The sequence below is a fragment of the Cupriavidus alkaliphilus genome, assembly GCF_900094595.1.
Classification (GTDB): domain Bacteria; phylum Pseudomonadota; class Gammaproteobacteria; order Burkholderiales; family Burkholderiaceae; genus Cupriavidus; species Cupriavidus alkaliphilus.
The window spans coordinates 175481-198271 of sequence record NZ_FMAD01000010.1; the positions used below are offsets into that span (position 1 = coordinate 175481).

Sequence of the window (22791 nt, forward strand, 5' to 3'; positions counted from 1 at the left end):
GACCGCGGCAGTGGCAGCGGCTGGCGTCAGCCCGCCGCGGCCCGGCGGTGTTCAGCCTTGCTTGCCCTCGGCCTTCACTTCCTGCTTCGCTTCGGCCTTGGGCGCCGAGGCGGGAGCGGCGGAAGCCGCGGCCGGGGTCGCGGCCGGTGCCGAGGCGCCGGCCTGCACGAACGGCACGGCCTTGGCGGGCGCACCCACCTTGACCTTCTGCAGGCCCTCGACGATCACCTTCTCGCCGCCCTTCAGCCCTTCGGTCACGATCCAGCGGTCACCGATCGCCTGCGGCGCCTTGACCGGCACCGCCGCGACGTTGCCGTCGGCGCCCACCACCATCACGCTGGCGCCCTGGGCGCCGCGGATCAGCGCGCGCTGCGGCACGGTCAGAGCGTTCTCATCCACGCCCTGCTCGATCTTCACGCGCACGAAGGTGCCCGACAGCAGCTCGCGGTTCGGGTTGGGGAACTGCGCGCGCAGCGTGATCGCGCCGGTGGTCGGGTCGACCGTCATGTCGGAGAACAGCAGCTTGCCGGTCTGCGCATACTCGCGTCCGTCCTCGACGAACAGGTGCACGCGCGCGCCGCCGTTCATGCCCTTGACCGCGCCGGACTCGATGGCGCGGCGCAGGCGGGTGACTTCGGAGGCCGGCTGGGTGAAGGTGACCCACATCGGGTCGACCTGCTCCACCAGCGCCAGCTTGGTCGCCTCGCCCTTGCCCACCAGCGCGCCCTCGGTCACCAGCGCGCGGCCGGCGCGGCCGCTGATCGGTGCGGTCACGGTGGTGTAGCCCAGGTTGATCTGGGCGGTGCGCACCGCCGCCTTGGCCGAGGCCACGTCGGCGTTGGCCTGGCCGGCGGCGGCCACGGCGTCGTCGTACTCCTGCTTGCTGACCGCGTTGACCGCCACCAGCGGCTTGTAGCGGTCCGCCTTCAGGCGCGCCGACACGGCGTTGGCTTCGGCACGCTGCAGCGCGGCCTGGGCCGAGGCCAGCTCGGCCTGGTAGGGCGCGGGGTCGATGCGGAACATGACCTGGCCGGCCTTCACTTCGCCGCCTTCGGTGTAGTTGCGCGACAGCACGATGCCTTCGACGCGCGCGCGCACTTCGGCCGTGCGCACGCCTTCCAGGCGGCCCGGCAGTTCATTGACGACGGCGACCGGCGACGGCGTCACGGTGACCACGCCCACTTCAGGCGGCGGCGGGGCGCCGCCCTCGGCCTTCTTGTCGCCGCAGGCGGACAGCGCCACGGCCGACAGGGCCGCTAGTGCGTAGGCTGCAACGCAACTGATACGTTGGGACTTCCTCATCGATAACCCCATGATGGCAATTTGAGATCCGCCGTGCCGCCCCGGCGTGTCATCGGACAAACGGGAACGACATGGCGCGCCGCAAGGCTTTGCGGCGGGCAAAAGCGTGATGCTAGCCACAAATCGCGGCGTCGCGGTGACGATTGCGACGAACGGTGGCTTTTATGTAACGACTGGATAAATTGACCGGCTGGCCTGCGGCAGGATCGCCCGCCGTGCTGGGTAGGTCACAGTGGGCGGCTGGCCGAATGCCGGGCAAGCGCGTATTATATATACATTCAAGCATGTATGTTAAGTTGATGTTGCGGAAGGGCCTTTCGACGCACAACCTGCGCAAAAAGGCACGGCGAGACGCAAAACCATGCCGCTCCATTGATCGGATCGGTACGAAATGCGTTCAATCCATCCGGGATCAGGGCGCGAACCGCCGGCTCGGGTTAGGATGCGCGCCGTCGTGTCGGCTCGCAAGCTTGGCAACGCCCATCATGTGATGACAACGACCCGCCGCGGCCCATGCCGAGGCATGTGCGGCTGCCGTGGCAGCCGTATCAGGGAGAACCAAACCATGCCGGCCATGCGCGCCCGATCGCGAGCGATCGCGCCATGCCGCCGGCACCAGAGACAATCATGGTCAGACGCACCAAGGAAGAGGCGCTCGAGACGCGCCACCGGATACTCGACGCGGCCGAAGCCGTGTTCCACGCCCGCGGCGTGGCACGCCCGTCGCTGGCCGACATTGCCGAGGCCGCGGGGGTGACCCGCGGCGCGATCTACTGGCACTTCAAGAACAAGAGCGATGTGTTCGCCGCCATGTGCGACCGCGTCCACCTGCCGGTGGAAGCGCTGATCGAGCCGGAGCGGCTGGCGCGCCAGGAAGACCCGCTCGGCGGCATCCGCGACATCTGTGCCTACGTGATGCGCCAGACCGTGATCAACCCGCGCTGGCGCCGGGTCTTCGAGATCATCTTCCACAAGTGCGAAATGGTGCAGGACAACGGCGCCATCTTCGAGCGCCAGCGCCAGTCGCACCAGGATGGCCTGGTCAAGATGCGCGAGCACCTGCGCCTGGCGGTGGAGCGCGGCCAGCTGCCCGCCGACCTGGACCTGGACCTGGCCGTCAACGCTTTCCACGCGGCGGTGGGCGGGGTGCTGGCGCACTGGCTGTTCTCGCCGCAGGACTTCAACCTCGACGCCAACGCCGAGCGCCTGTCCGACGCCTTCATCGATACCCTGAAGTTCTCCCCGGCGCTGCGCCACGGCTACGTGCCGCGCCCGATGGCCGAGCTGGACCAGGAGCTGTCCACGCTGTGCCGGCAGGCCTGCGCCGGTGCGCAGAACGGCGATCTCGATACCCCCGACCTGGTGCCCTGAGAGGCGCGCGGCAGCTCGCGGTGGTTCGCGGCGGCAGCGCTAGCCGCGCATCGCCTCGCGCCAGCGCGCCAGGAACGCGCGTTTGCGCATCGCGTCCTGCGCCGCCAGCAGGCCGGGGCCGACGCTGATCGGCTTGAGCGCGTAGCCCAGCCGCTCCGACAGCGCCGCGGCGGTGTGCACGCTGTCGGTATCGGTGCGGATGGTATAGAGCTGCGAGGTCGACTTGGCCAGCAGCGCCTGGCCCTCGCGCGACAGCAGGTAGTCCAGCCACAGCCGCGCCGCGTTCGGCCGCGGCGCGCGCCGCGCGATAAAGGCCACGCGCGACATCACCAGCGTGTAGTCGCTCGGGGCGATCACGTCGATCGCCGCGCCGCGCTGCATCAGCGACAGGGCATAGGAGCCCAGCAGGTTGTAGCCCATCACCAGCTCGCCGCTGGCAATGCGCTCGATCATTTCCGCGGTCGACGCCGACAGCTGCACCCCGGCCCGGCCCAGCGCCTGCGCCAGGTACCAGAACTCGCTGCCCATGCGCGCATCCTGCTGCGCCAGCAGGTAGCCCACCCCCGAACGCTCCACGTCGTAAGTCACCACCTTGCCATGCCAGCGCGGCGCGTGCTCCTGCAGCAGCCGCGCCAGCCCGCTGCGGCTGCGCGGCGGGCGCATGCCGGCCAGGTGGTGGCGGTTGTAGACGATCACCGCGGGTTCGAAGGTAGTGCCCCAGGCCTCGTCGCGCCATACCGCCCAGCCGGGCAGGCCGGCACGCTCGGGCGAGGCGTAGCGCTGCGCATGGCCGTCGTTGACCAGCTTGATCTGCAGGTCCATGGCGGTGCTCCACAGCACATCGGCAAAGACGGCGTTGGGCGGCGGCGGCCGGCCCGACAGCGCGGCGCTCTCGGCCAGGAAGCGCTGGTTGAGCTCGACCGTATTGAGATCCTGGTAGTGCACGCGGATGCCGGGGTAGCGCGCCTCGAACGCGGCAATCAGCGGCCGTGCGACTTCCAGGTCGGTCGACGCGTACACCGTGACCATGCCCTCGCGCAGCGCGCCGGCAATGGTGGCGTCATACCCCGACGGGTAGCCCGGCGGCGCTGCCGGCGGCCTGGACTGGGCATGCAGGGGCCATGCGGCGCCGCCCAGCAGTGCGGCGCGCAGCAGGCGGCGGCGCTGTGCCGAAGCGGGCGAAGCGCAGGCGGACTGGCACGGCTGGGATGGTCGGGACGGCTGGGACGAACGCGGGGACACGGTGCTCGGGACGGAGGGACTGCCGATGCCGCCGGTGACGCGGCGAGCGCGCCGGGAGCGGCGGGGCGAGGGTATTATAGGCGCCCGCGGCGGGCGCGCTCCATCGGTGCTGCCCCCGGTTTTGCGGGCGCTTTCCATGCCTTGTCCCCGCGTGCGCGCGCCGCAACTAACATAGAACCAACCGGCACAGGAGGAGACCGGCATGCGCATCCTGCTGGTGGAGGATGAAGTCGAACTGGCACGCTGGGTCGCCCGCGCGCTGGAGCAGGGCGGCTTTGTGATCGAGCACGTCGCCGACGGCCTGCAGGCCGAGGCGCGCCTGCAGGCCGAGGAATACGACGCGGTGCTGCTCGACCTGCGGCTGCCCGGCAAGGACGGGCTGGCCGTGCTCAAGTCGATGCGCGGGCGCGACGACCGCACCCCGGTGCTGATCCTGACCGCGCAGGACACGTTGGACGAGCGCGTGCGCGGCCTGAACCTGGGCGCCGACGACTACTTGCCCAAGCCCTTCGCCATTGCCGAACTGGAAGCCCGGCTGCTGGCGCTGATCCGCCGCAGCCGCGGGCGCGCGCATCCGCGCCTGCAGTGCGGCACGCTGGTGTTCGACGGCGAGACCCGCAGCTTCACGCTGGGCGGCGCGCCGCTGGCGCTGACGCCGCGCGAATCGACGCTGCTGGGCGCGCTGCTGGCGCGCAGCGGCCAGCCGCTGACCAAGGCGCAGCTGCTCGACAAGGTGTTCTCGCTCGACGCCGACGTCTCGCCCGATGCGATCGAGGTGCTGGTCTACCGGCTGCGCAAGAAGCTGGCCGGGCACGGGGTCACCATCGTCACGCTGCGCGGCTTCGGCTACCTGCTGGAGCCGGAGGCCAGGGGCTGAGATGCGGCACCCGGTGCTGCTGTGGCGCCGCGGCAGCCTGCGCCGGCAATTGCTGTTGCTGCTGCTGCCGGCGCTGGCGGCGATGATGGCGCTCGACACCTGGCTCACCTACGGCACCCTGCGCGACGCCGCCAACACCGCCTACGACCGCTCGCTCTACGGCTCGATCCGCGCCATCGACAACGCCATCGGCATGGCCGGCGACAACGTCCAGCTGACCCTGCCCGACGCCGCCATGGAGATCTTCGAGACCGCGGCGCAGACCCATGTGTTCTACCGGGTCTCGACCGAGCGCGCCGGCCAGGTCGAGACCGTGACCGGCTACAGCGACCTGCCGCTGCCGCGCGGCGCGCTGGTCAACAACCAGCCGCGCTTCTACGACGCCGAATACCTGGGCGAGGCCGTGCGCATTGCCGCGATGGCGCGCCCGGTGTACCGGCCCGACGCGCGCATGCGCGTGATCATCCAGGTGGCAGAGACCGCCGAGCCGCGCAGCGCGCTGATCGGCTCGGTGTGGCGCAGCGCGCTGGCGCGCGACCTGCTGCTGATCCTGCTGAGCGCCGCCATCCTGGTGGGCGGCGTCACCTACGTGCTGCGCCCGCTGGCGCGCGTGCGCGACGACGTCGAGGCGCGCTCGCCCGAAGACCTGACCCCGCTCGCGTTCGAGCGCGTGCCCGCCGAGGTGCGGCCGCTGGTCGATGCGGTCAACCTGCACGTGTCGCGCTCGGCCGCGATGGCGCAGTCGCAGGCACAGTTCATCGCCGATGCCGCGCACCAGCTGCGCACCCCCCTGGCCATCCTCAAGACCCAGGCCGAATACGCCCAGCGCCAGCTCAATGCCGCCGACCCTGCGCCCGACCCCGAAGCCGCCCGCGCCGCCGCCGGCGAAGCCGTGGGCGGCATCGTCACGCAGCTGGAACAGGCCGCGCGGCTGACCAACCAGCTGCTCGCGCTGGCGCGGGTACGCCAGCACCGCGCCGACGCCGCGCAAGCTGGTGAAGCCGGCGAAGGCATCGACATCATCGATGCCGTCACCGTGGCCGAGCAGGTCGCACTGGACTACCTGCCGCTGGCGCGCGGCAAGCAGCAGGACTTCGGCTGGGAGCCGGTGGCGGGGCTGACGCTGCCGGTGCGCGCCGACCCCGCGCTGCTGCGCGAGGCGCTGGCCAACCTGGTCCACAACGCCATCCAGTATTCGCCGCGCGGCAGCCGCATCACGCTGTCGGCGACGCGGTCCGGCGATCACGCCTGCCTGGTGGTCGAGGACGATGGTCCCGGCATCCCGGCCGAGGAACGCGAGAAGGTATTCGCGCGGTTCTACCGGCGCGTCGGGAATGCAGAGCCCGGCTCAGGCCTGGGGCTGGCGATTTCGCGGGAGATGGCGGCGCGGTTTGGGGGCACGGTGGTGTTGGGAGAGGGTGCGCAGGGCACTGGCGTGCGCGCGGTGTTGAGCTTGCCGGTAGAGGTTGGCTAGTTTTACGACGGGATCACCGGGGCGTGCATGGGTTCGGACGCCGGACTTCGTCGATGCGCCGGCCCTCTCCCCCGCCCCTCTCCCGCAAGCGGGAGAGGGGAGAAAACCAGTGGCAATGGGCACGTTCGGTAGCCAAGCGAGCGCAGCGATGCATTCGGGTCACCGACCTGCAGCGCCAAGCGAGCGCAGCGACGCGTTCCGTGCCAGGGCCGACGCCCTTCGATACTGACGGCGCAGCAGCCGTAGGCGTTCCTACGACAAGGCCCGCAGCAGGCGGCCACCAAGCGCTCTGGGCTCGTTCAAACACCACGCCAACGCCCCTGCCACCGTGGTGCACCCCTGCGGCAGGCAGTCCAGCTATGTGAGGAAGCCCAGCCCCGTACGAAAACGCCCGGGCACACTACGATCAGACATGCAGCCCGCAGGGCAGTAAACGCGCTTTTTGGTTACTTTTTGGCGCTCGGCCAAAAAGTGACCCGCCCAGGAGGGCGGAACCACGCGGTTCAAGCGCCGACAGCATGTCACCCACAGCGCCTAACCCCGAAAAACCCCAACCCTTCCGAGTCCAGATTCGCCCACGACAGCCCTATGCAGGCGTGGTGAATTTGCGAACCTACCCAAACAACTCCTCCGCCACCGTCGGATGCACCTGCACCGTCGTCTGCAGATGCGACTCCCGCACCCCCAGCCTTACCGCCACCGCCAGCGTCTGCACGATCTCGGGCGCGGCGTTATCCATCAGATGCGCCCCCAGCACGCGCCCGCTGCGCGCGTTGAGCACCAGCTTGAACACCGACTGATGCGGCGTCCCGGCAAAGCGATGCTCCAGCGAGACAAAGCGCTTGATCACGGTACGGATACGCTCGGGCTTGCCCGCGGCCTCGATGGCCTGGGCTTCGGTCAATCCCACCGCACCGATGGCGGGCTCGCAGAACACCGCCGTGGGCACGAAGTCGAAATCCGCCCGTTCGCCGCGCCGCCCGAACAGCCGGTCCGCCAGCCAGCGCCCCTGCGCAGTAGCCACCGGTGTCAGGTGCAGGCCGTCGATGGCATCCCCCAGCGCATAGACGCTGCGCACGCTGCTGCGGAACTGGCGGTCGACGCGGATGCCGCCCCGCTCGCCGAAGGCCACGCCCAGCGCTTCCAGCCCCAGGCCCTGCACATTGGAAACGCGCCCGATCGCCGCCAGCGCGGCCTGTGCCCGTACGGCCTCGGTCTGGCCGGCGCGGCCGGGGTCGTTGGTGGGCTGGTAGCAGACTTCGACCGCGCCGTTGGCCTGGCTCAGCAGGTGCACGCGCGCATTCAGGTGCAGCCGCACGCCGCGCGCAGTCAGCGCGTCGGCCAGTGCGGCGGCGATGTCGTGGTCGAAATGCGGCAGCAGCCGGTCGCCGGCGACGACCAGGTCGACCTTGACGCCGTAGCGCGACAGGATCGAGGCCTGTTCCACGCCGATATAGCCGCCGCCGATGACGGCGACCGACGCGGGCAGGCTCTGCCAGGTGAAAACGTCGTCGGAGCTCGCGGCCAGGTCGCCGCCGGGCACGTCGAGTGTGCGCGGGCGCGCGCCGGTGGCAATCAGGATGCGGCGCGCATGGATGGTCTCGTCGCCAACGCAGACTTCCTCCGGCCCGGTGACCCGTGCCTCGCCGTGCAGGACTTCCACGCCCGAATCGGTCAGGCGCTGGGTGTAGCCCACGTTCAGCCGCGCGACTTCGGCGTTGACGCGCACGATGGCATCGCGCCAGTCCTCGTGCCCGCCGGTGTGCGACAGGCAGCCCGACAGGATCGCCGACCACGAGGCGCCGTAAGACAGCATTTTCTTGGGCACGCAGCCGCGGTTGACGCAGGTGCCGCCGATGGCATCGCGCTCGACCAGGATCACGCGCGCACCGTGCGCCGCCGCGCGCCGCGCGCAGGCCACCCCGGCCGAGCCGCCGCCGATCACCACCAGGTCGGCCGCGCGCGCCTTGTCGTTGCGCCGGCTGCGGCCGCTGCGCGCGCGCGGCACCTGCTGCACCGGCGGCGCCGCGCTGACCTCGCGGGCGCGCCGCGGCGCGCTGGTTCCCTGCACTATGGAAAGCGGTGTCTGGCGTTTGGTCATCCATGCCTCCTGTCGCGGCACGCGGGCCGCATCGACAATCATCAGGCCAGCGCCGGCAACACGAAAGCTAGGCAGCGGGCCGCAGTTCGGTATTCAGGATCGACGGCCACTCGCGCAGGAAAGTTTCCCCGTCGCGGCGGCCCAGTTCATAGGCGTGCGTCATGGCATCGGGCCGGGTGTAGTCCCAGCTCGAGATCGGCACGCGCTGCGAAGGCTGCAGGTACAGCCGGCGCTGGCCGCCTTGCTCCAGCACAAAGCGGCGCGGGCGCGGGTACAGCCGCGTGACCAGCACCAGCACATTGCCGGGCGCGCCATCGAGCGCGTCGACCGGCACGTTGTCGACCAGCCCGCCGTCCAGCACCGGGCGGCCGTCGCGGCGCAGCACGGGCGTAAACGGCGGCGTCGACGCCGACTGCAGCAGCAGGTCGGCCAGCTGCTCGGGCGAGGCGCAATCCTGCGCGCGCACGAACTCGGGCCGGAAGCCCAGCTTGCGCCCCAGCCGCGGGTGCAGCGTCTTGAGCACGTGCTTGTCGATGTTGTAGGCCAGCAGCCCGGCGGCCACCGCCAGGCGCGGGCCGCTCCAGCGCGGGATATGCGCCACGCCGATGCGGATCTCGGGCGCCTGCTGCAGGTGCGCGAGGCGCCCGTCGGCAAAGATGGTCAGCAGCGCGGTGCGGTAGATGCCGTAGTGCGGGAACACGCGCTCGTTGCGCAGCAGGTTGCCCCAGTAGGCATTGCGGCGGTTGCTGGCCAGCACCGCGCGGTAGTAGTCCATGGTCTGGTGCGAGTCGTGCGCATAGACCATGCAGGCGGTGGCCGCGCCGGCCGAGATCGCGGCGATCACGCGCGGGCGCAGCTGCAGTTCCGGCGCCACCGTGTCCCACCAGCCCGCCTGCCACCAGCAGCGGTTGCCGCCGCCGGCAAAGACGACCTGGTCGAAGGGATTGGCGTCAGCGCAATGCATGGGAGAGCCGGAGCGCCTCAGAGCAGGGCGTAGGTGGTGGTGGCCTGCACCGCCAGCTTGCCGTCGGTGCCGGTCAGCTCGATCTCGCCGAACACCACGGTCTTGCCCAGCCGCAGCACGTTGGCGCGCACCAGCACGTCGCCGTCGATCACCGGGCGCATGAAATTGGTGGTCAGCGACACCGTGGTCATCGGCCGGAACGCGCCCAGCGCGCTGGCCACGGCGACGATCATGGCGGTATCCGCGGCGGACATCAGCACCTGGCCGCAGACCACCCCGCCCGCATGGCGGAACGATTCGCTGAACGGCAGGCGCAGCGTCACGCCCTGGGCGTCGACGGCTTCGGCGCGCAGGCCCAGCTGGCGTACCCACGGCGCCAGCACGCGCTCGAGCGTGGCGTCGATGTCGGCAAGGGTCAGGGCTTCGGGCATGATGCTCCTTGTTCTGTGTGGCCGCACCATGGCGGTCGAATGGCGGACCTGCGCGCGGACCGCTATTCCGTCTCCTCCGGCGCGACGCGATGTTTCAGGCAATGATACAGGGGCCCGGTGGCCAGCACCACGAACGCCATCCGGATCACGTGGAAGGCGGTCACCAGCGGCACCCCGACCTCGAGCACCTTGGCGGTGATGCACATCTCGGCGATGCCGCCCGGGGTGGTGCCCAGGATCACCGTGGCCGGGTGCGCGCCCGACAGCGCCGACAGCCCCCAGCCGAACAGCGCCGACACCACCAGCGCCAGCACGGTGTACAGCGCCACGCCCGAGAGGAAGCGCGGCGCGGTATGCAGGAACTCGCGCGAGAACCGCACCCCCAGCGACACCCCGATCAGCAACTGGCCGGCCCGGCTCATCCAGGTGGGGATGGCTGACAGCTCGATGCCGCAAGCGGTCAGCACCGCCGCCGCCAGCAGCGTGCCGATCACGAACGGATTCGCCATGTTCAGCCGCTTCATCAGCAGCGCCACGCCCAGCGTAATCGCCACCAGCGCCACCAGCCCGGGCGCGCTCACCACGCGCGGGCCGGGGATATACGGGTCGAGCCCGTGGATGCCGCCGTACTGGAAGATTGCCGGCACCGTCACCACCACCATCAGCACCCGCAGCGAATGCGCGGCCGCCACCTGGTCGATGCGCGCGCCGTTGCGCTCGGCCAGGTTGGCCATCTCCGAGGCGCCGCCGATGGCGGTGGAGAAGAACGCGGTCTTGAAGGCGACGCCGGTGGTCCGCCGCAGCAGCAGCGCGCCGCCCGCGCCCAGCGCCAGCGCGAACAGCGAGGCGGCGACGATGTACGGCAGGTACTCCACCAGCCGCGCCACCACGTCCGGCGTGAAATACAACCCGAGCGAGGCACCGATGACCCATTGGCCGGCATTGCGCGCCTGCGCCGGCGCGCGCAGGTCGGCGCCGGCCATGCGCGCGGCGGCCACCGCCAGCAGCGGCCCGATCATCCACGGCAGCGGCGTATGCAGGAGAGTGCAGAGCAGGGCAGCGGCCAGCCCGAGCGCCAGCGTGGGCAGCGCGGACAGCCAGCGGTTGGCGGCAAGCGGCATCGGTCAGCGGCCTGGCGCGGGGCGCCGGCGCTTATTGTTTTGCAATGTCTGGTCCGAGGAAAGCAAGAGGCCCGCACGCCATGGCGCCGGGCCCCGCAGAGACTACCGCATGCTACCGCGTGTTATGCGGCGTTGTCAGCCTGCGCATGCGCGGTGCCGCGCCCGGCGTGCCAGCGCAGCAGGCGCGGGATCACCACCACCGCCACGGTCAGCGCCAGGATGGAAGCCGAGATCGGCTGGCGCAGGAACAGGCTCCAGTCGCCCTGGCCGATCGACAGCGCGTTGCGCAGCTGCTTCTCCGCCATCGGCCCGAGGATCATGCCGACGATCACCGGCGCGGTGGGGAAGTCGAAGCGGCGCATGACCATGCCGAGCAGGCCGATCACGAACAGCAGCAGCAGGTCGAACCACGACTGGCGGATGCCGTACGCACCCAGCCCCGCGAAGATCAGGATGCCGCCGTACAGCAGCGGCGTGGGCACGCGCAGCATGCGCACCCACAGGCCGATCGCCGGCAGGTTCAGCACCAGCAGCATCACGTTGCCGATATACAGCGACGCCAGCAGGCCCCACACCACGTCGCCCGAGGTCTGGAACAGCATCGGGCCGGGCTGCAGGTTGTAGTTCTGGAACGCCGCCAGCAGGATCGCGGTGGTGTTGGAAGTGGGGATGCCCAGCGTCAGCAGCGGCGCCAGCGTCGCGGTCACGGCCGAGTTGTTGGCGGCCTCGGGGCCGGCCACGCCTTCGATTGCGCCGACCTTGCCGAACTCTTCCTTGTGGTCCGACAGCTTCTTCTCGGTCGCGTACGACAGGAAGGTCGGGATCTCGGCGCCGCCCGCGGGGATCAGGCCGAACGGGAAGCCGATAAAGGTGCCGCGGATCCACGCCGGCAGCGAGCGCTTCCAGTCCGACCGGTTCATGTGGGTCGAGCTGAGCTTGTTGTAGGTGCTGGGCGGCTGCGGGAAGAATGCGTTGAACAGCGCCTCGCCCACGGCGAACAAGCCCACGGCGACCACCACGATGTCGATGCCGTCGTACAGCTCCTGCACGTTCATCGAATAGCGGGTCTGCCCCGACAGCGAATCCATGCCGATCAGGCCGATGCCCAGGCCCAGGAACAGCGCCGTCATGCCGCGCAGCAGCGACGAGCCCAGTACCGCCGAGACCGTGGTGAAGGCCAGCAGCATGATCATGAAGTACTCGCCCGGGCCGAACTGCAGCGCCACGTCGGCCGCCACCGGCGCGAACAGCGACAGCATCACGGTGGCGATGGTGCCGGCCACGAACGAGCCGATCGCCGCGGTCGCCAGCGCCGGGCCGGCGCGGCCGTTCTTGGCCATCAGGTTGCCTTCCATGGCCGTGACCATGGTGGAAGACTCGCCCGGCGTGTTCATCAGGATCGAGGTGGTCGAGCCGCCATACATCGCGCCGTAGTAGATGCCGGCAAACATGATCAGCGCCGCGGTGGGCTCGACCTTGGCGGTCAGCGGCAGCAGCATCGCCACCGTCAGCGCGGGGCCGATGCCCGGCAGCACGCCGATGGCGGTGCCGAGGAAGCAGCCGACCAGGGCCCACATCAGGTTGATCGGCGTGATCGCGACGGCAAAGCCGTGCATCAGCTGGTTCAGGGTATCCATGCGAAGACTCCTTGCGGGACGGGCGGGCTCAGAAGCCGGCGATGGGCAGCAGCGGCAGGTTAATGCCGAGCAGGAACTCGAACAACGCCCACATCGGCACCGTGATGCACAGCCCGATGATCGCGTCGCGCACGAGGCGGCGGCTGCCGTAGCCGCGCGCCACGCAGACCATCAGCAGCGTCGACGACAACACGAAGCCGAGCGTGCCGATCAGCGCCATGTTCAGCACCAGGCCTGCGGCGACCCAGATGAAGCCGCCGAAGTTGTGCGGCGCGTTGGGCAGCTCGGCGTCCTCTTCCGGCATGTTGCGGAAACCGCCGCGCACGCCCTGCCAGGTCAGCAGCGCGCCGCACACCGCCAGGCCGATCGCCACCAGCGTGGGCACGAAGCGCGGCGACAGGCCCGCATAGCCCTCGTCGCCGGTGATGCCGGACAGCCCGAGGAAGAAGAACAGCGAGATCGCCAGCACGGCGATGCCGATGGCGAGGTGCGAGGGTTTCATGGAGACTCCTTGGGCCTTGGTCGCCAGCCGCGGAGGCTGGCATGCGCGACGCCGGCGGATGCTGCCCGCGCGGCGGCGGGGCCCAGTGACAGATGTTGTTGTCTTCGGTATCGCAGGTGGACACCGGGCCCCGCGCCGTGTTTCCGGCCCCGGGATCACCGGCGGCGTCGGCAGGCACGACAGGTAAAGCGAGAGGGATGCGTTAATGCATTAAGGGCGGTAGTGCAGGGCGCTGCAGCCCCGCGCGCCGGACCGTGTTACTTGGCCACGCCCAGTTCACGCAGCGTCGCGCCCAGGCGGGTCGATTCGCTGTCGACGAACTTGCCGAACTCGTCGCCGGTGAGCAGGAACGGGGTCCAGTCGTTCTTTTGCAGCGTGTCCTTCCAGGCCTTGCTTTCGGTGGCCTTGACCACGGCGTCGATCATGGCCTTGCGCTGCTCGGGCGTGGTGCCCGGGGCACCGTACACGCCGCGCCAGTTATAGATCTCGACGTTGACGCCTTGCTCCTTCAGCGTCGGGATATCGGCGACACGGTCCTTGGACGTGACCGCCAGCGCGCGCATCTTGCCGCTCTTGATAAAGGGCAGGAATTCCGACACGCCGGCGATGCCCACCGTCACGTGCCCGCCCATGATCGAGGCCGAGGCTTCGCCGCCGCCCTGGAACGGCACGTAGTTGACCTTCTTCGGATCGACGCCGCTTTCCTTGGCGACCAGGCCGGCCAGGATATGGTCGATCGAGCCCTTGGAGCCGCCGCCCCAGCTGACGCTGCCCGGGTTGGCCTTGAGTTGCGTGGTCAGGTCCTTGATCGACTTGATCGGCGAGCTGGCCGGCACGGTGATGACCATGGTGTCGGCGAACAGGCGCGCGATCGGGGTGGCGTTCTTCAGCGTGACCGGCGGCTTGTTGGTCTCGATCGCGCCGACCATCACCGCGCCCACCACCATCAGCGCATTGGGGTTGCCCTTGTCGGTGTTGACGAACTGGGTCAGCGCGATGGTGCCGCCGGCGCCGCCCTTGTTGTCGTACGAAGCGGCCTTGGCCTGGCCCGCGGCGACCATCGCCGCGCCCAGCGAGCGGCCGGTCTGGTCGAAGCCGCCGCCGGGGTTGGCGCCGATCATGACCTTGACGTTGTCCATCGCGAAGGCGGGCGCGGCCACGGCAGCGGCGGCAAGGGTGGCGGATGCCATCACGGCATGGGCGAAGCGGAAATAGGTACGGCGCATGGCGGTCTCCTTGGTAATACCGGTGATCGCTTGCCTTCGATGGCGGCCGCGATCCGACCCGGGGGTTCCGGCGGCCACGGCGTTGCGGGACGGGATGTGCGCCGGCGGCGTGCGCAGCAGCGCGGCACCGGGCTTGTCTCCTGTCCGGCGCGGCAAGGGCTGGCCGGGACTGTTCTTGGATTTTGGTGAACGTCAGACCGGAACTGCTGGTCATGGGCCGGATTCTAGGCGGGGGAAACTGTCAAAAGGCTGTCAAATCGGCGGAGATGAGGTTGGGGTTTACGTGGATGGAGGAGGTGGGCAGGCGGACGACGCGACTTGGTGGAGGCTCCGGCCCGCACCCCCGGTCCTGAACTCACCACCTTACCCCGCCGGCTTCGCCTGCAAGCACGGATCCTTGCGCTCGACCGCCGGCACCACCACTGCCATGTCGAACTCGCCATCAGCCGGCGCGCTTTCCACATAGCCCACGCTGATCACCTTGCCGGCCTCGCCAGCAAGCCAGCGCGGCACCCCCACGTCGCGCCGCACATGCCCGTTCCCCGCGATCAGCACCGCGCCGCGCCCGGCATAAGGCCGCAACGCCTGCGCCATCACCGCGTCGCGCGCGGCCTGTGCCGCCAGCATGCCGGGCAGCATCGCCTTGGGGAAATTGCCACAGTGCCCGCGGTCGAGCACCGCGGTCTGCGCCGCCACCAGGTCCGGCGGCAACGCGCCGGCCAGGCCGAGTTGCCGCCGCTCGTCCGCGGAAAACAGCCCGTCCAGCCCGCCGCGCACGATCTTGCCCGCGTCGGCGCGCGACAGGTTGGCGGCGACCAGCGGCAGATCGTATTGCAGCGCCAGCGCCACCACGGGCTTGTACAGCGGCCACTTCCAGGCGCCGCCGCCGGCCTGCGCGATCAGGTAGTCGGCATCGCGCGGGCGCTCGCGCCGGGCCCGGTCGATATCGGCCTGGCGCTCGCGGTCGAACTGCTCCATGGCGATGGCCGGGCGCCAGCCTTGCTCGAGCGCGCGCGTCAGCGCGTCGAGCCGCTGCTGCTGGCCGGCGGCGTTGTCGTGCACTTCGCCCAGCAGCACGTAAGGCTTGCCGGCGAAGGCGGCGCTGACCGTGGACGAAGCCGGCCCCCGGGCAGCACAGCCGGCGGCCAACACGGCGGCAGCGGCCAGCATGGCGGCTGCGCGCAAGCGGAATGCCATCATGCGCTTTCCTTTATCTGGTTTCAGTGGTCGGCACCGATGCCTGCGGCGCAGGCTGCTCCGGCACGTACACCATCGATCCGTCCTGCATCCGGTACGCCACGCCGGCCTTGATGCCGTCGCCGCTGCCGACCTGGCCGCTGGCCTGGTAGCGCACCACCTTCTCGCCCTGGCGCGACACGATCTCCATATTGGGCTTGCCGGGATTCTTGATGATAGTCACGTCATCATGGGTGAACGGGTTGGCCGGATTCTGCGCGATCGCCACCAGCAGCGCGGCGATCACCACCAGGAACACGTCGATCAGGTTCACCACCGACAGGATCGGATCGTCGGCCTCGCTCTCTTCCAGGAACTTCATTCGTCCACCTCCCACTGCGGCCGCGACTGCCCCAGCCACACCAGTTCCTCGGCCAGCCAGCGCCGGCGCACGTTGACCACCCAGAAGGTGATGCTGGCCGCGATCAGCGCCAGGATCACCGCGGAGAAGGCGATGGTCAGATTCTCGCCCACATTGGCCAGGTTGCCACCGGACAGCCCCTTCAGCGCCGGCCCCATCGGGATCATGGTGGCCACCAGCCCCAGCATCGGCGCCACGCGCGTGGCGATGCGAGGCCGCTCCAGCAGGCGGTGCGCGGCGACGTCGAGCGCGTCGGCATCGGCCACCTTGTGCTTGCGCGCCCAGGCCACCAGCACGTAGCCGCGCCCGCTGGCGATGGGGTGGCGCGTGCGCAGCCAGGCCTGCATGGCGAACTCGCCGAGCGCCCAGAAGGCGTAGAGGAACAGCAGCGCGATCAGCGCCAGCGTCGGGATCAGGAACAGCTGGCCGACGTCGTACATCAGGGTTTCAAGCAGGGTGGGTGTCATGTCTGGTCTCGTTGAATGCGATGGATATCTGCGTTGCCTCAGCGCCGCTCCGGCAGCCAGCCGGCGCGGGCATCGACCTGGCGCCGTCGCGCGCTGAGCGCGCCGCCCGCGATCGCGGCCGCCAGCGCGATGCCGCCGGCCAGCCACGACAGCACCGGCACGATCTCGGCCGCGGGCGGCTTGCGTTCCACCAGCTCCATGCCTTGCACCGGCTGGGGCGGGTTCGGCGCGGGTGCGGGAGGGGGCTCGGGCGCGGGTGCCGCGGCAGCCTGCCGCGGCGTCGGCGGCGCTGCCGTATGCGGTGCCGCCGCGGGCGGCTGCAGGCCATAGCCCGGCGCGGCGGCGCGGGCCTGCTGCTCGCGATACTGGTTGAACGCGCGGTTGCCGCTGACGATGTCGTGCCGCTGCGCGAGGTCTTCATAGCGCTGCGCCAGCGTCTGCAGCAGCTTGCTGTCGGCCTTCCAGTAGCCCTTGCGCGCGGCTTCCAGCATGCGTTCGATCACCTGGGCCTGGGCCTGCGGGGCGTGCTTTTCGAACCATGCGTTCAGGCCGAGCTTGTGCTTGTCGTTGACATAGACCTCGGCGAACTCGGTCCACTGGTCGTCGCGCACGATTTCGGGCGAGACCGCGGTCCAGCCCCAGAAATTGTTGACGGTGTCGAGCACGTTCAGCGCGCCGCTGTAGCCCTCGGCCTTCATGCCCTCGATCCAGCCGGGATGGAAGTAGCGCGTGCGCAGTTCGCTGGCGAGGAAGCCCGCGGCGGTCTCCGTGCGCGCCTGGTTTGCATCGCGCAGGTTGGAGATCAGCAGCTCAGGCGCCTTGCCGGTTAGGTGGCGCACCGCCAGGCCGATGCCGCCGAGGTATTGGAACGGGTCATCGGTGGTCAGCATGCCGTACAGGTTGGAACTGCGCGCCAGCAGCGCGCCGTCGACACCCTTGAGGTTCTCGGCATACAGGTTGACCTGCGGCAGCGCCTCGCCCCAGTGCTGCTCGTCCGGGCCGTAGGCGTACTGCATGCGCGCGAGATACAGCCTGGCCAGCCTGGCATCGGCCTGGCGGCCGCTGCCGAAGGTGTCGGTGGCCATCGCGGCGTCGTTCAGGCCGGTGCCGTAGTTGCCCGATTCGCTGGCGAAGATGCGCGTCACCGCGAGCGCGTCGAGCCGCTCGGCGGGGACATTCAGCTTGCTTAGCCGCTCACGGACTGCGCGGGTATTCGCGGCGACGACGTTGCCGGCTTCAGGTTGCGCGGCGGCGAGCTTCACCGCCTCGGCCAGCCACTTCATCAGATTGGGGAAGTGGTCGCGATACAGACCGGTGGCCGACAGCACCACGTCCACGCGCGGACGGCCCAGCTCCGCGGCAGCAATCGGCTCGACCCCGACCACGCGGCCGCCGTCGTCCCACTTCGGCCGCACGCCCAGCGCCGCCATCGCCTGCGCTTCGAGCATGCCCTGGTGGCGCATGGTCTCGACGCTCCACAGCGAGAACGCGAGCTTGTCGGGATAACGGCCATGGCGCTTGCGCCAGTCGGCGATCATCGCCTCGGCGGCGGCCTGGCCCGCCTTCCAGGCTTCGCGGCTGGGGACCTTGGAGGGATCGAAGCCGTACAGGTTGCGGCCGGTCGGCAAGGTATCGGGGCTGCGCACCGGGTCGCCGCCGGTGCCCGAGTGCAGGTGGCGGCCGGCCAGCGCGGTCAGCAGCCCCGCGTTCTCGGGCGTTGCATCGAGGCTGGCATAGAGTTGCCGCGCGCGCTGCATGTCTTCGCGCTGGCGCGCATCGCGCAGCTCGTCCAGCGAGGCGCCCTCGGCCACATAGCGCCGCACCATCGCATAGGGCGGCGTCTGCGCAAGCTGCGCGTAGTCGACCGCGAACAGCTCTTCCGGCTCGTCGGGGAACACGCGCCTGAGCCAGTCCTTGCCGAGCATCGCCATGGTCGTATAAAGCCGCAGCCCTTCGTCCTGCGACTGCCCGAACGTGTGCAGGCCATAGGGCTGCAGCGCGCCGCCGAGCTCGTGCAGGTGGATATGCAGCGCATCGAGATAGCCGCTGAAATCCGCGCGCGCCCGCGCCGCGCTCCAGCCCATATCCTCGACCAGGTGCATCGACGCGCTGCGCGACAGGATCTGCTGGCGGATGGTGTCCTTCACCGCGCCGTCGTCCTGCTGCAGATACGCGTGCAACTGGTCGTGCAGCGCTACCAGCTCGGTATGCAGCCCGGCCGGGCGGAACGGCGGCGTCTGGTGGCTGACGATCACGGCGCGGCCGCGGCGCTTGGCCTGGATCGCTTCGCCGACGTCATCGACGATATACGGATAGATCACTGGCACGCTGCCCAGCACCAGGTAGGGCTGGTCGGTGACCGACAGGCCGCGCTCCTTGCCCGGCGTCCATTCCTGCGTGCCGTGGGTGCCGTAGTGGACCAGCGCCTCGCGGTCCTGGCGCGCCCACAGGTAGGCGGCCATGTAGAAGTGGTTCAGCGGCGTGGAGGTGGAGTGGTACAGCGCCTTCTCGTCCGACTCGTTGCGCTCGCCGCGCGGCGGCACCGGCATCAGCGCGACGTTGCCGAGCTGCAGCCGCGGGATCACGAAGCCCGGCTCGCCGCCGCGCGTGGTCGCCATCGCCGATTGCTCCGGACTGCCCCAGCGCTGCGCCACGGCGGCGCGCAAAGGCGCGGGCTGCGCGTCGTACCAGCGGCGGTACCGCGACATCGGCATCCACACCGCGAGGCCGGCGTCCAGCAACGGCTCCAGCCTGCCACTGCGATAGAAGGGTGCCAGCAACGCGCCCAGGTCGCGCTGCAGCCGCGCCTCGTCGGCGGCCTCGGTGGTGTAGCCCGCCGCGCGCAGCGCCGCCAGCGTGCTGGCCAGGCTCTTCGGCAGGTTCAGGAACGACGCCGACAGGTTTTTCTCGCCGGCGGGATAGTTGTAGTACAGGATCGCCACGCGCTTGTCGGCGTTGGGCAGGTGGCGCAGCCGCGCCAGCGCCAGCGCCTTGTCGGCCACCGCGTCGAGCTGCGCCGGCAGGCCGACGATGGCGCCGTCGCCCCTGGCCGTGGCGGCGGCCAGGATGGGATCGATCACGCCGGCCAGTTCGGGCTGCACCAGGTAGAAGGGCGTATCGGTCAGGCTGATGCCGTGCGGGTCGTCCTGCCACGCCTGCGCGTCGCCCTTGCGGTAGGGCATGACCTGCAGCACCGGCACGTCGAGTTGCTCGAACTCGGCCTTGCGCCCATGCGGGTTCAGCATGATCTGGCCGTTGACCAGCACGTCGACCAGGCGCTTGCCGCCGGGCATCGCCATGCGCGTGATGCCATCGGCGTCCATCACCGGGCCGTAGAACGTCAGCACGCGCGCGTGGCGCGCTTCGAGGCGGCCGATCAGGTCGTCGATAAAGGCGCTGTCGAGGCCCGACACATAGGCCTGGTGGATGGCGATGCCGATCACCGGGCCGCTGCTGCCGGAGGCGGCCAGCGCTTCCTGCGGCGAGGTGGTGATCACGCCGGCGAGCCTGGGATGGTAGTAGGCGGCCTTGGGGAACACCACCGGCGCGGGAATGGTGGCATCGGCACGCAAGCGGAACTGCTGTGCCGCGATCGTGCGCATCATGGCGCCGAAGTTGCCGCGGCCGCCGTTGACGTAGTACGCATGCAGCTGCGCCGCGAGCTTGTCGTCGAGGCCATGCGCTTCATAGCGGTCGGTGGCGATCAGCACGCGCGGCACGCGCGCCTCGCTCCACAGCGGGCCGAGGCGCTGCAGCATGGCGGTGACGATGTGGTCGCGCGGCGCATCGACGATCAGCAGGTCGGCATTGTGGATAAACGGCGCGACCTCCTGCGCCGGCATGCGCTCCAGGTACTGCGCCTCCAGGGTCATGCCCTGGGCCTGCGCCAGTTCGCGCAATGGGCCGAACTTGCCCGCCGGCACCGGCGAGCTGGTCAGGATGGCGATGCGCGGTGCGGCCTGGGCCGCGCCGATGCAGACCAGCAGGCACAGCAGCGCCCAGAGCCAGCGCGCGGTCATATTTTGTGGGGACATGCGAAGCTCCTCGCTGCCGCTCAGAACGACAGCTTCAGGCTGGCGGCGAAGGTGCGGCCCGGCTGCGTGTAGAAGTCAACGCCGGGCTCGGTCGCCGAGACGCCGGTCTGGCGCACGTCGCCCCACAGCCAGTACTTCTTGTCGAACAGGTTGTTGACCGACAGCGCCAGGCTGACGTAGCGATTGAAGCGCCACCACGCCTGCAGGTCGACCACGCCGTAGCCGGCGGGCTTGAAGTAGGTGAACGACGAATCGTCGGTGCGCGTCACCGGGCGCGCGCCGCGCCAGCGGATCGCGGCGCCCTGTCCCTGCACGCGCTCCCACGTCAGCCCGGCGCTGGCGCGCAGCGGCGAGACGCTGTTGAGCGGCTGGCCGGTCTGCTCGTTGTTGCCATGCGCGTACGCCACCGCGCCATCGACGCGCCATTGCGGCAGGAAGCGCCACACGCCGCGCCACTCGGCGCCATAGATGCGCACGCTGGTCTGGTTGCGGTACTGGTAGGTCGCGCGCAGGCCGGGCAGGCAGGCGGGGTCGGACGGGCAGGTCAGCTGCACCTGTTCGATAAAGTCGCGGTAGCGGTTGTCGAACAGCGCCACGCTGGTCTGCACGTTGTCGCTGGTATAGCGCGCGCCGATCTCGAACGAGCGGCTCTTCTCCGGGTCCAGGGCGGCATTGGGCGCGGCGCCATAGCCCTGTACGGGGTTGCGGAAGCTGCCGTTGACTTCCTGGTAGTTGGGCGCGCGGTAGCCGAACACGTACTGCGCCCAAAGGTTGACGCGGTCCGTCGCCTGCCACAGCGCCGACAGCTTGGGCGACAGGTGCGAATCGCTCTTGCTGACCGCCGGGCGGCCGCCGGCATTGTTGTAGACCAGGTCATCGCCATCGGGCGACAACGAGTAATGGTCGAAGCGCAGCCCGGGCGTCAGCGTGAAGCGGCCATCGAAGAAGCGCATTTCGTCCTGCGCGAACAGGCCGGTCTGGCGCGTCTCGCCGGTGGGGAAGTCGTGGATCGGGAAATTCTCGCCGGCCAGCGACTTGGTGGTGGTGCCGGTGGTCAGGTTGCGCACCGTGCCGTCGCGCGATTCCGACGAGCGCACGCGCATGAAATCCGCGCCGCCGATCAGCCGGTGCTCGACGCCGCCGGTGGCAAACGACTTGTCGCCCTGCAGGTTGAAGCCGGTCTGCTCCTGCTTGAAGGCAAAGCCCAGCGAGACGTTGCACAGGCTGGTGCCGCGCGTGGTGGCCGAGCAGCCGGTGCTGGTGTTGCTGCGCACCTGGTTGGTCAGCGTGGTGGTCTCGGACTCCTGGTAATAGACCTGCGCGGCCAGGCGGTCGAGCACGCCGCTGGCCGGCTTCCACTCGTAGTCCAGGCTGACGCGGTCGCGGCTCAGGTCTTCATTGCCATTGGCGGCGGTGACGCGCGGCAAGGCCGTGGACAAGCGCAGCAGGTCAGTGTCGGTGTTGCCGTCGCGATGCTCGTAGGTGAACTTGAACTTGTGCGCCGGGCTGGCGTTGAGCAGGATCTTGCCGAGCCACGCCTGCGTGCGCACGTCCTGCGGGTTGGGCCGGGTGCGGTTGACCGAGTTGGAATCATCGCTGCCCATGTTCTTCATTTCATGCGCGTTGCGATTCGCGACCATGAACAGGCCCTGCAGCGTGTCGCTGCCGCCGGCCACGCCCGCGGTCTGGCCGAAGCCGTTGTCGATGCCGTTCCAGTTCAGGCCCAGCTCGCCGCCGATCTTGCGGCCCTGCGTCAGGTCCGACGGATCCTTGGTCGCATACGCCACCACGCCGCCGATCGCGTCCGAGCCATACAGGCTCGATGCCGGCCCGCGCAGCACTTCGACCCGCTTCAGGAACGAGAACTCCGGCGCATCGCGGGTCGAGCTCGAGATATTCGACGGCCCGCCGCCGTTGAAGAAATCCGGCAGCCTCACACCGTCGACCATCTGCAGCACGCGGTTGTCCTCGATGCCGCGGATATTGATGCTGCCGGCGCCGAAGCGGCGGCGGTCGCGCGGCACGTCGATGTCCGGCTCGTCGGCGAACAGGCCGGCTTCGTCGACCGGCTGCGCGCGCTGGATCTGGCGCGCGTCGCGCGTGGTGATGGTGGATGCGACCGCGTCGGCGCGCTCTTCGGTGCGGGTGGCGGTGACCACCACCTCATTCAGCGCAACCAGCGTGGCGGTGTTGCCAGCGCCGTCCGCGGCAAGGGCTGGCGAGCCCAGCGCCGCGCACACGGCGGCAACGGGCGTGACCCGGACAGAGGCGCGCAGGCGCGCCAGACAGCGACGTTTCATGGATTTTCCCCAGAACAAATCGAACGCTGGCTGGCGGAAAACCGGTAACGGGTGGCTGGCTCGCGCGGAGGCGCTGCCCGACGGCTGGCTAGGCCGCGGGTGACGCCGCTTTAGTTAACGAGAATTATTATCATTTAAGTGAGAT

General features: G+C 69.7%; 17 protein-coding genes. 3 read left to right on the forward strand and 14 right to left on the reverse strand.

The annotated features are described in order from the left end of the window. Positions 1-51: 51 nt before the first annotated feature. On the reverse strand, positions 52-1302 hold the full coding sequence (locus tag GA0116996_RS20905; RefSeq protein ID WP_092315430.1) for an efflux RND transporter periplasmic adaptor subunit: 1251 nt from the start codon (positions 1300-1302) through the stop codon (positions 52-54). A gap of 627 nt (positions 1303-1929) precedes the next feature. Between GA0116996_RS20905 and GA0116996_RS20910 the strand changes: the two genes are divergently transcribed. Further along, the gene (locus GA0116996_RS20910) at positions 1930-2673 is read left to right on the forward strand and encodes a TetR family transcriptional regulator (RefSeq protein WP_092315562.1); all 744 of its coding nucleotides are present in this window, start codon (positions 1930-1932) and stop codon (positions 2671-2673) included. Between the two features lie 39 nt (positions 2674-2712). On the opposite strand, the gene GA0116996_RS20915 is transcribed toward GA0116996_RS20910, so the two are convergent. Then, positions 2713-3915, reverse strand: a complete 1203-nt coding sequence (locus GA0116996_RS20915; RefSeq protein WP_375790510.1) for an ABC transporter substrate-binding protein — start codon at positions 3913-3915, stop codon at positions 2713-2715. A gap of 202 nt (positions 3916-4117) precedes the next feature. Here GA0116996_RS20915 and GA0116996_RS20920 point away from each other — a divergent pair, with 202 nt between their 5' ends. Further along, a complete protein-coding gene (locus tag GA0116996_RS20920; RefSeq protein WP_092315431.1) occupies positions 4118-4792 on the forward strand; it encodes a response regulator in 675 nt (224 codons plus the stop codon). Between the two features lies 1 nt (position 4793). Beyond that, on the forward strand, positions 4794-6266 hold the full coding sequence (locus tag GA0116996_RS20925; RefSeq protein ID WP_092315433.1) for a sensor histidine kinase: 1473 nt from the start codon (positions 4794-4796) through the stop codon (positions 6264-6266). 613 nt (positions 6267-6879) lie between these two features. Here the strand turns inward: GA0116996_RS20925 and GA0116996_RS20930 are convergent. The 12 genes from GA0116996_RS20930 to GA0116996_RS20985 form a co-directional block, all read right to left on the reverse strand. Continuing rightward, entirely contained in the window at positions 6880-8367 is a 1488-nt protein-coding gene (locus tag GA0116996_RS20930) for a dihydrolipoyl dehydrogenase family protein (RefSeq protein ID WP_092315435.1), read from the reverse strand. Positions 8368-8434: 67 nt separating this feature from the next. Further along, entirely contained in the window at positions 8435-9331 is an 897-nt protein-coding gene (locus GA0116996_RS20935; protein WP_092315437.1) for a patatin-like phospholipase family protein, read from the reverse strand. Positions 9332-9348: 17 nt separating this feature from the next. Further along, the gene (locus GA0116996_RS20940) at positions 9349-9762 is read right to left on the reverse strand and encodes a PaaI family thioesterase (RefSeq protein ID WP_092315439.1); all 414 of its coding nucleotides are present in this window, start codon (positions 9760-9762) and stop codon (positions 9349-9351) included. Positions 9763-9824: 62 nt separating this feature from the next. Further along, on the reverse strand, positions 9825-10883 hold the full coding sequence (locus GA0116996_RS20945; protein ID WP_092315441.1) for an AbrB family transcriptional regulator: 1059 nt from the start codon (positions 10881-10883) through the stop codon (positions 9825-9827). A 122-nt stretch (positions 10884-11005) separates the two neighbouring features. Beyond that, positions 11006-12520 (reverse strand): tripartite tricarboxylate transporter permease, encoded by a 1515-nt coding sequence (locus GA0116996_RS20950; RefSeq protein WP_092315443.1) that lies wholly within the window; start codon positions 12518-12520, stop codon positions 11006-11008. Positions 12521-12548: 28 nt separating this feature from the next. Beyond that, positions 12549-13022 carry a tripartite tricarboxylate transporter TctB family protein gene (locus GA0116996_RS20955; RefSeq protein WP_092315445.1) on the reverse strand — a complete coding sequence of 158 codons (474 nt, stop codon included), beginning with the start codon at positions 13020-13022 and terminating at the stop codon, positions 12549-12551. A gap of 257 nt (positions 13023-13279) precedes the next feature. Continuing rightward, positions 13280-14248 (reverse strand): Bug family tripartite tricarboxylate transporter substrate binding protein, encoded by a 969-nt coding sequence (locus tag GA0116996_RS20960; protein ID WP_092315447.1) that lies wholly within the window; start codon positions 14246-14248, stop codon positions 13280-13282. 363 nt (positions 14249-14611) lie between these two features. Further along, positions 14612-15448: a ChaN family lipoprotein gene (locus GA0116996_RS20965; protein WP_092315449.1), complete on the reverse strand. Its 837-nt coding sequence runs from the start codon at positions 15446-15448 to the stop codon at positions 14612-14614. Between the two features lie 10 nt (positions 15449-15458). Continuing rightward, on the reverse strand, positions 15459-15806 hold the full coding sequence (locus tag GA0116996_RS20970; protein WP_092315451.1) for a DUF2149 domain-containing protein: 348 nt from the start codon (positions 15804-15806) through the stop codon (positions 15459-15461). Next, a complete protein-coding gene (locus GA0116996_RS20975; protein ID WP_092315453.1) occupies positions 15803-16312 on the reverse strand; it encodes a MotA/TolQ/ExbB proton channel family protein in 510 nt (169 codons plus the stop codon). The genes GA0116996_RS20970 and GA0116996_RS20975 overlap by 4 nt, the downstream gene beginning before the upstream one ends. Before the next feature lie 38 nt (positions 16313-16350). After that, the gene (gene cobN / locus GA0116996_RS20980; protein ID WP_244159931.1) at positions 16351-20346 is read right to left on the reverse strand and encodes a cobaltochelatase subunit CobN; all 3996 of its coding nucleotides are present in this window, start codon (positions 20344-20346) and stop codon (positions 16351-16353) included. Between the two features lie 20 nt (positions 20347-20366). Then, complete coding sequence (locus GA0116996_RS20985; protein WP_092315455.1) at positions 20367-22646, reverse strand: TonB-dependent hemoglobin/transferrin/lactoferrin family receptor; 2280 nt, start codon at positions 22644-22646, stop codon at positions 20367-20369. Between the last annotated feature and the right edge of the window lie 145 nt (positions 22647-22791).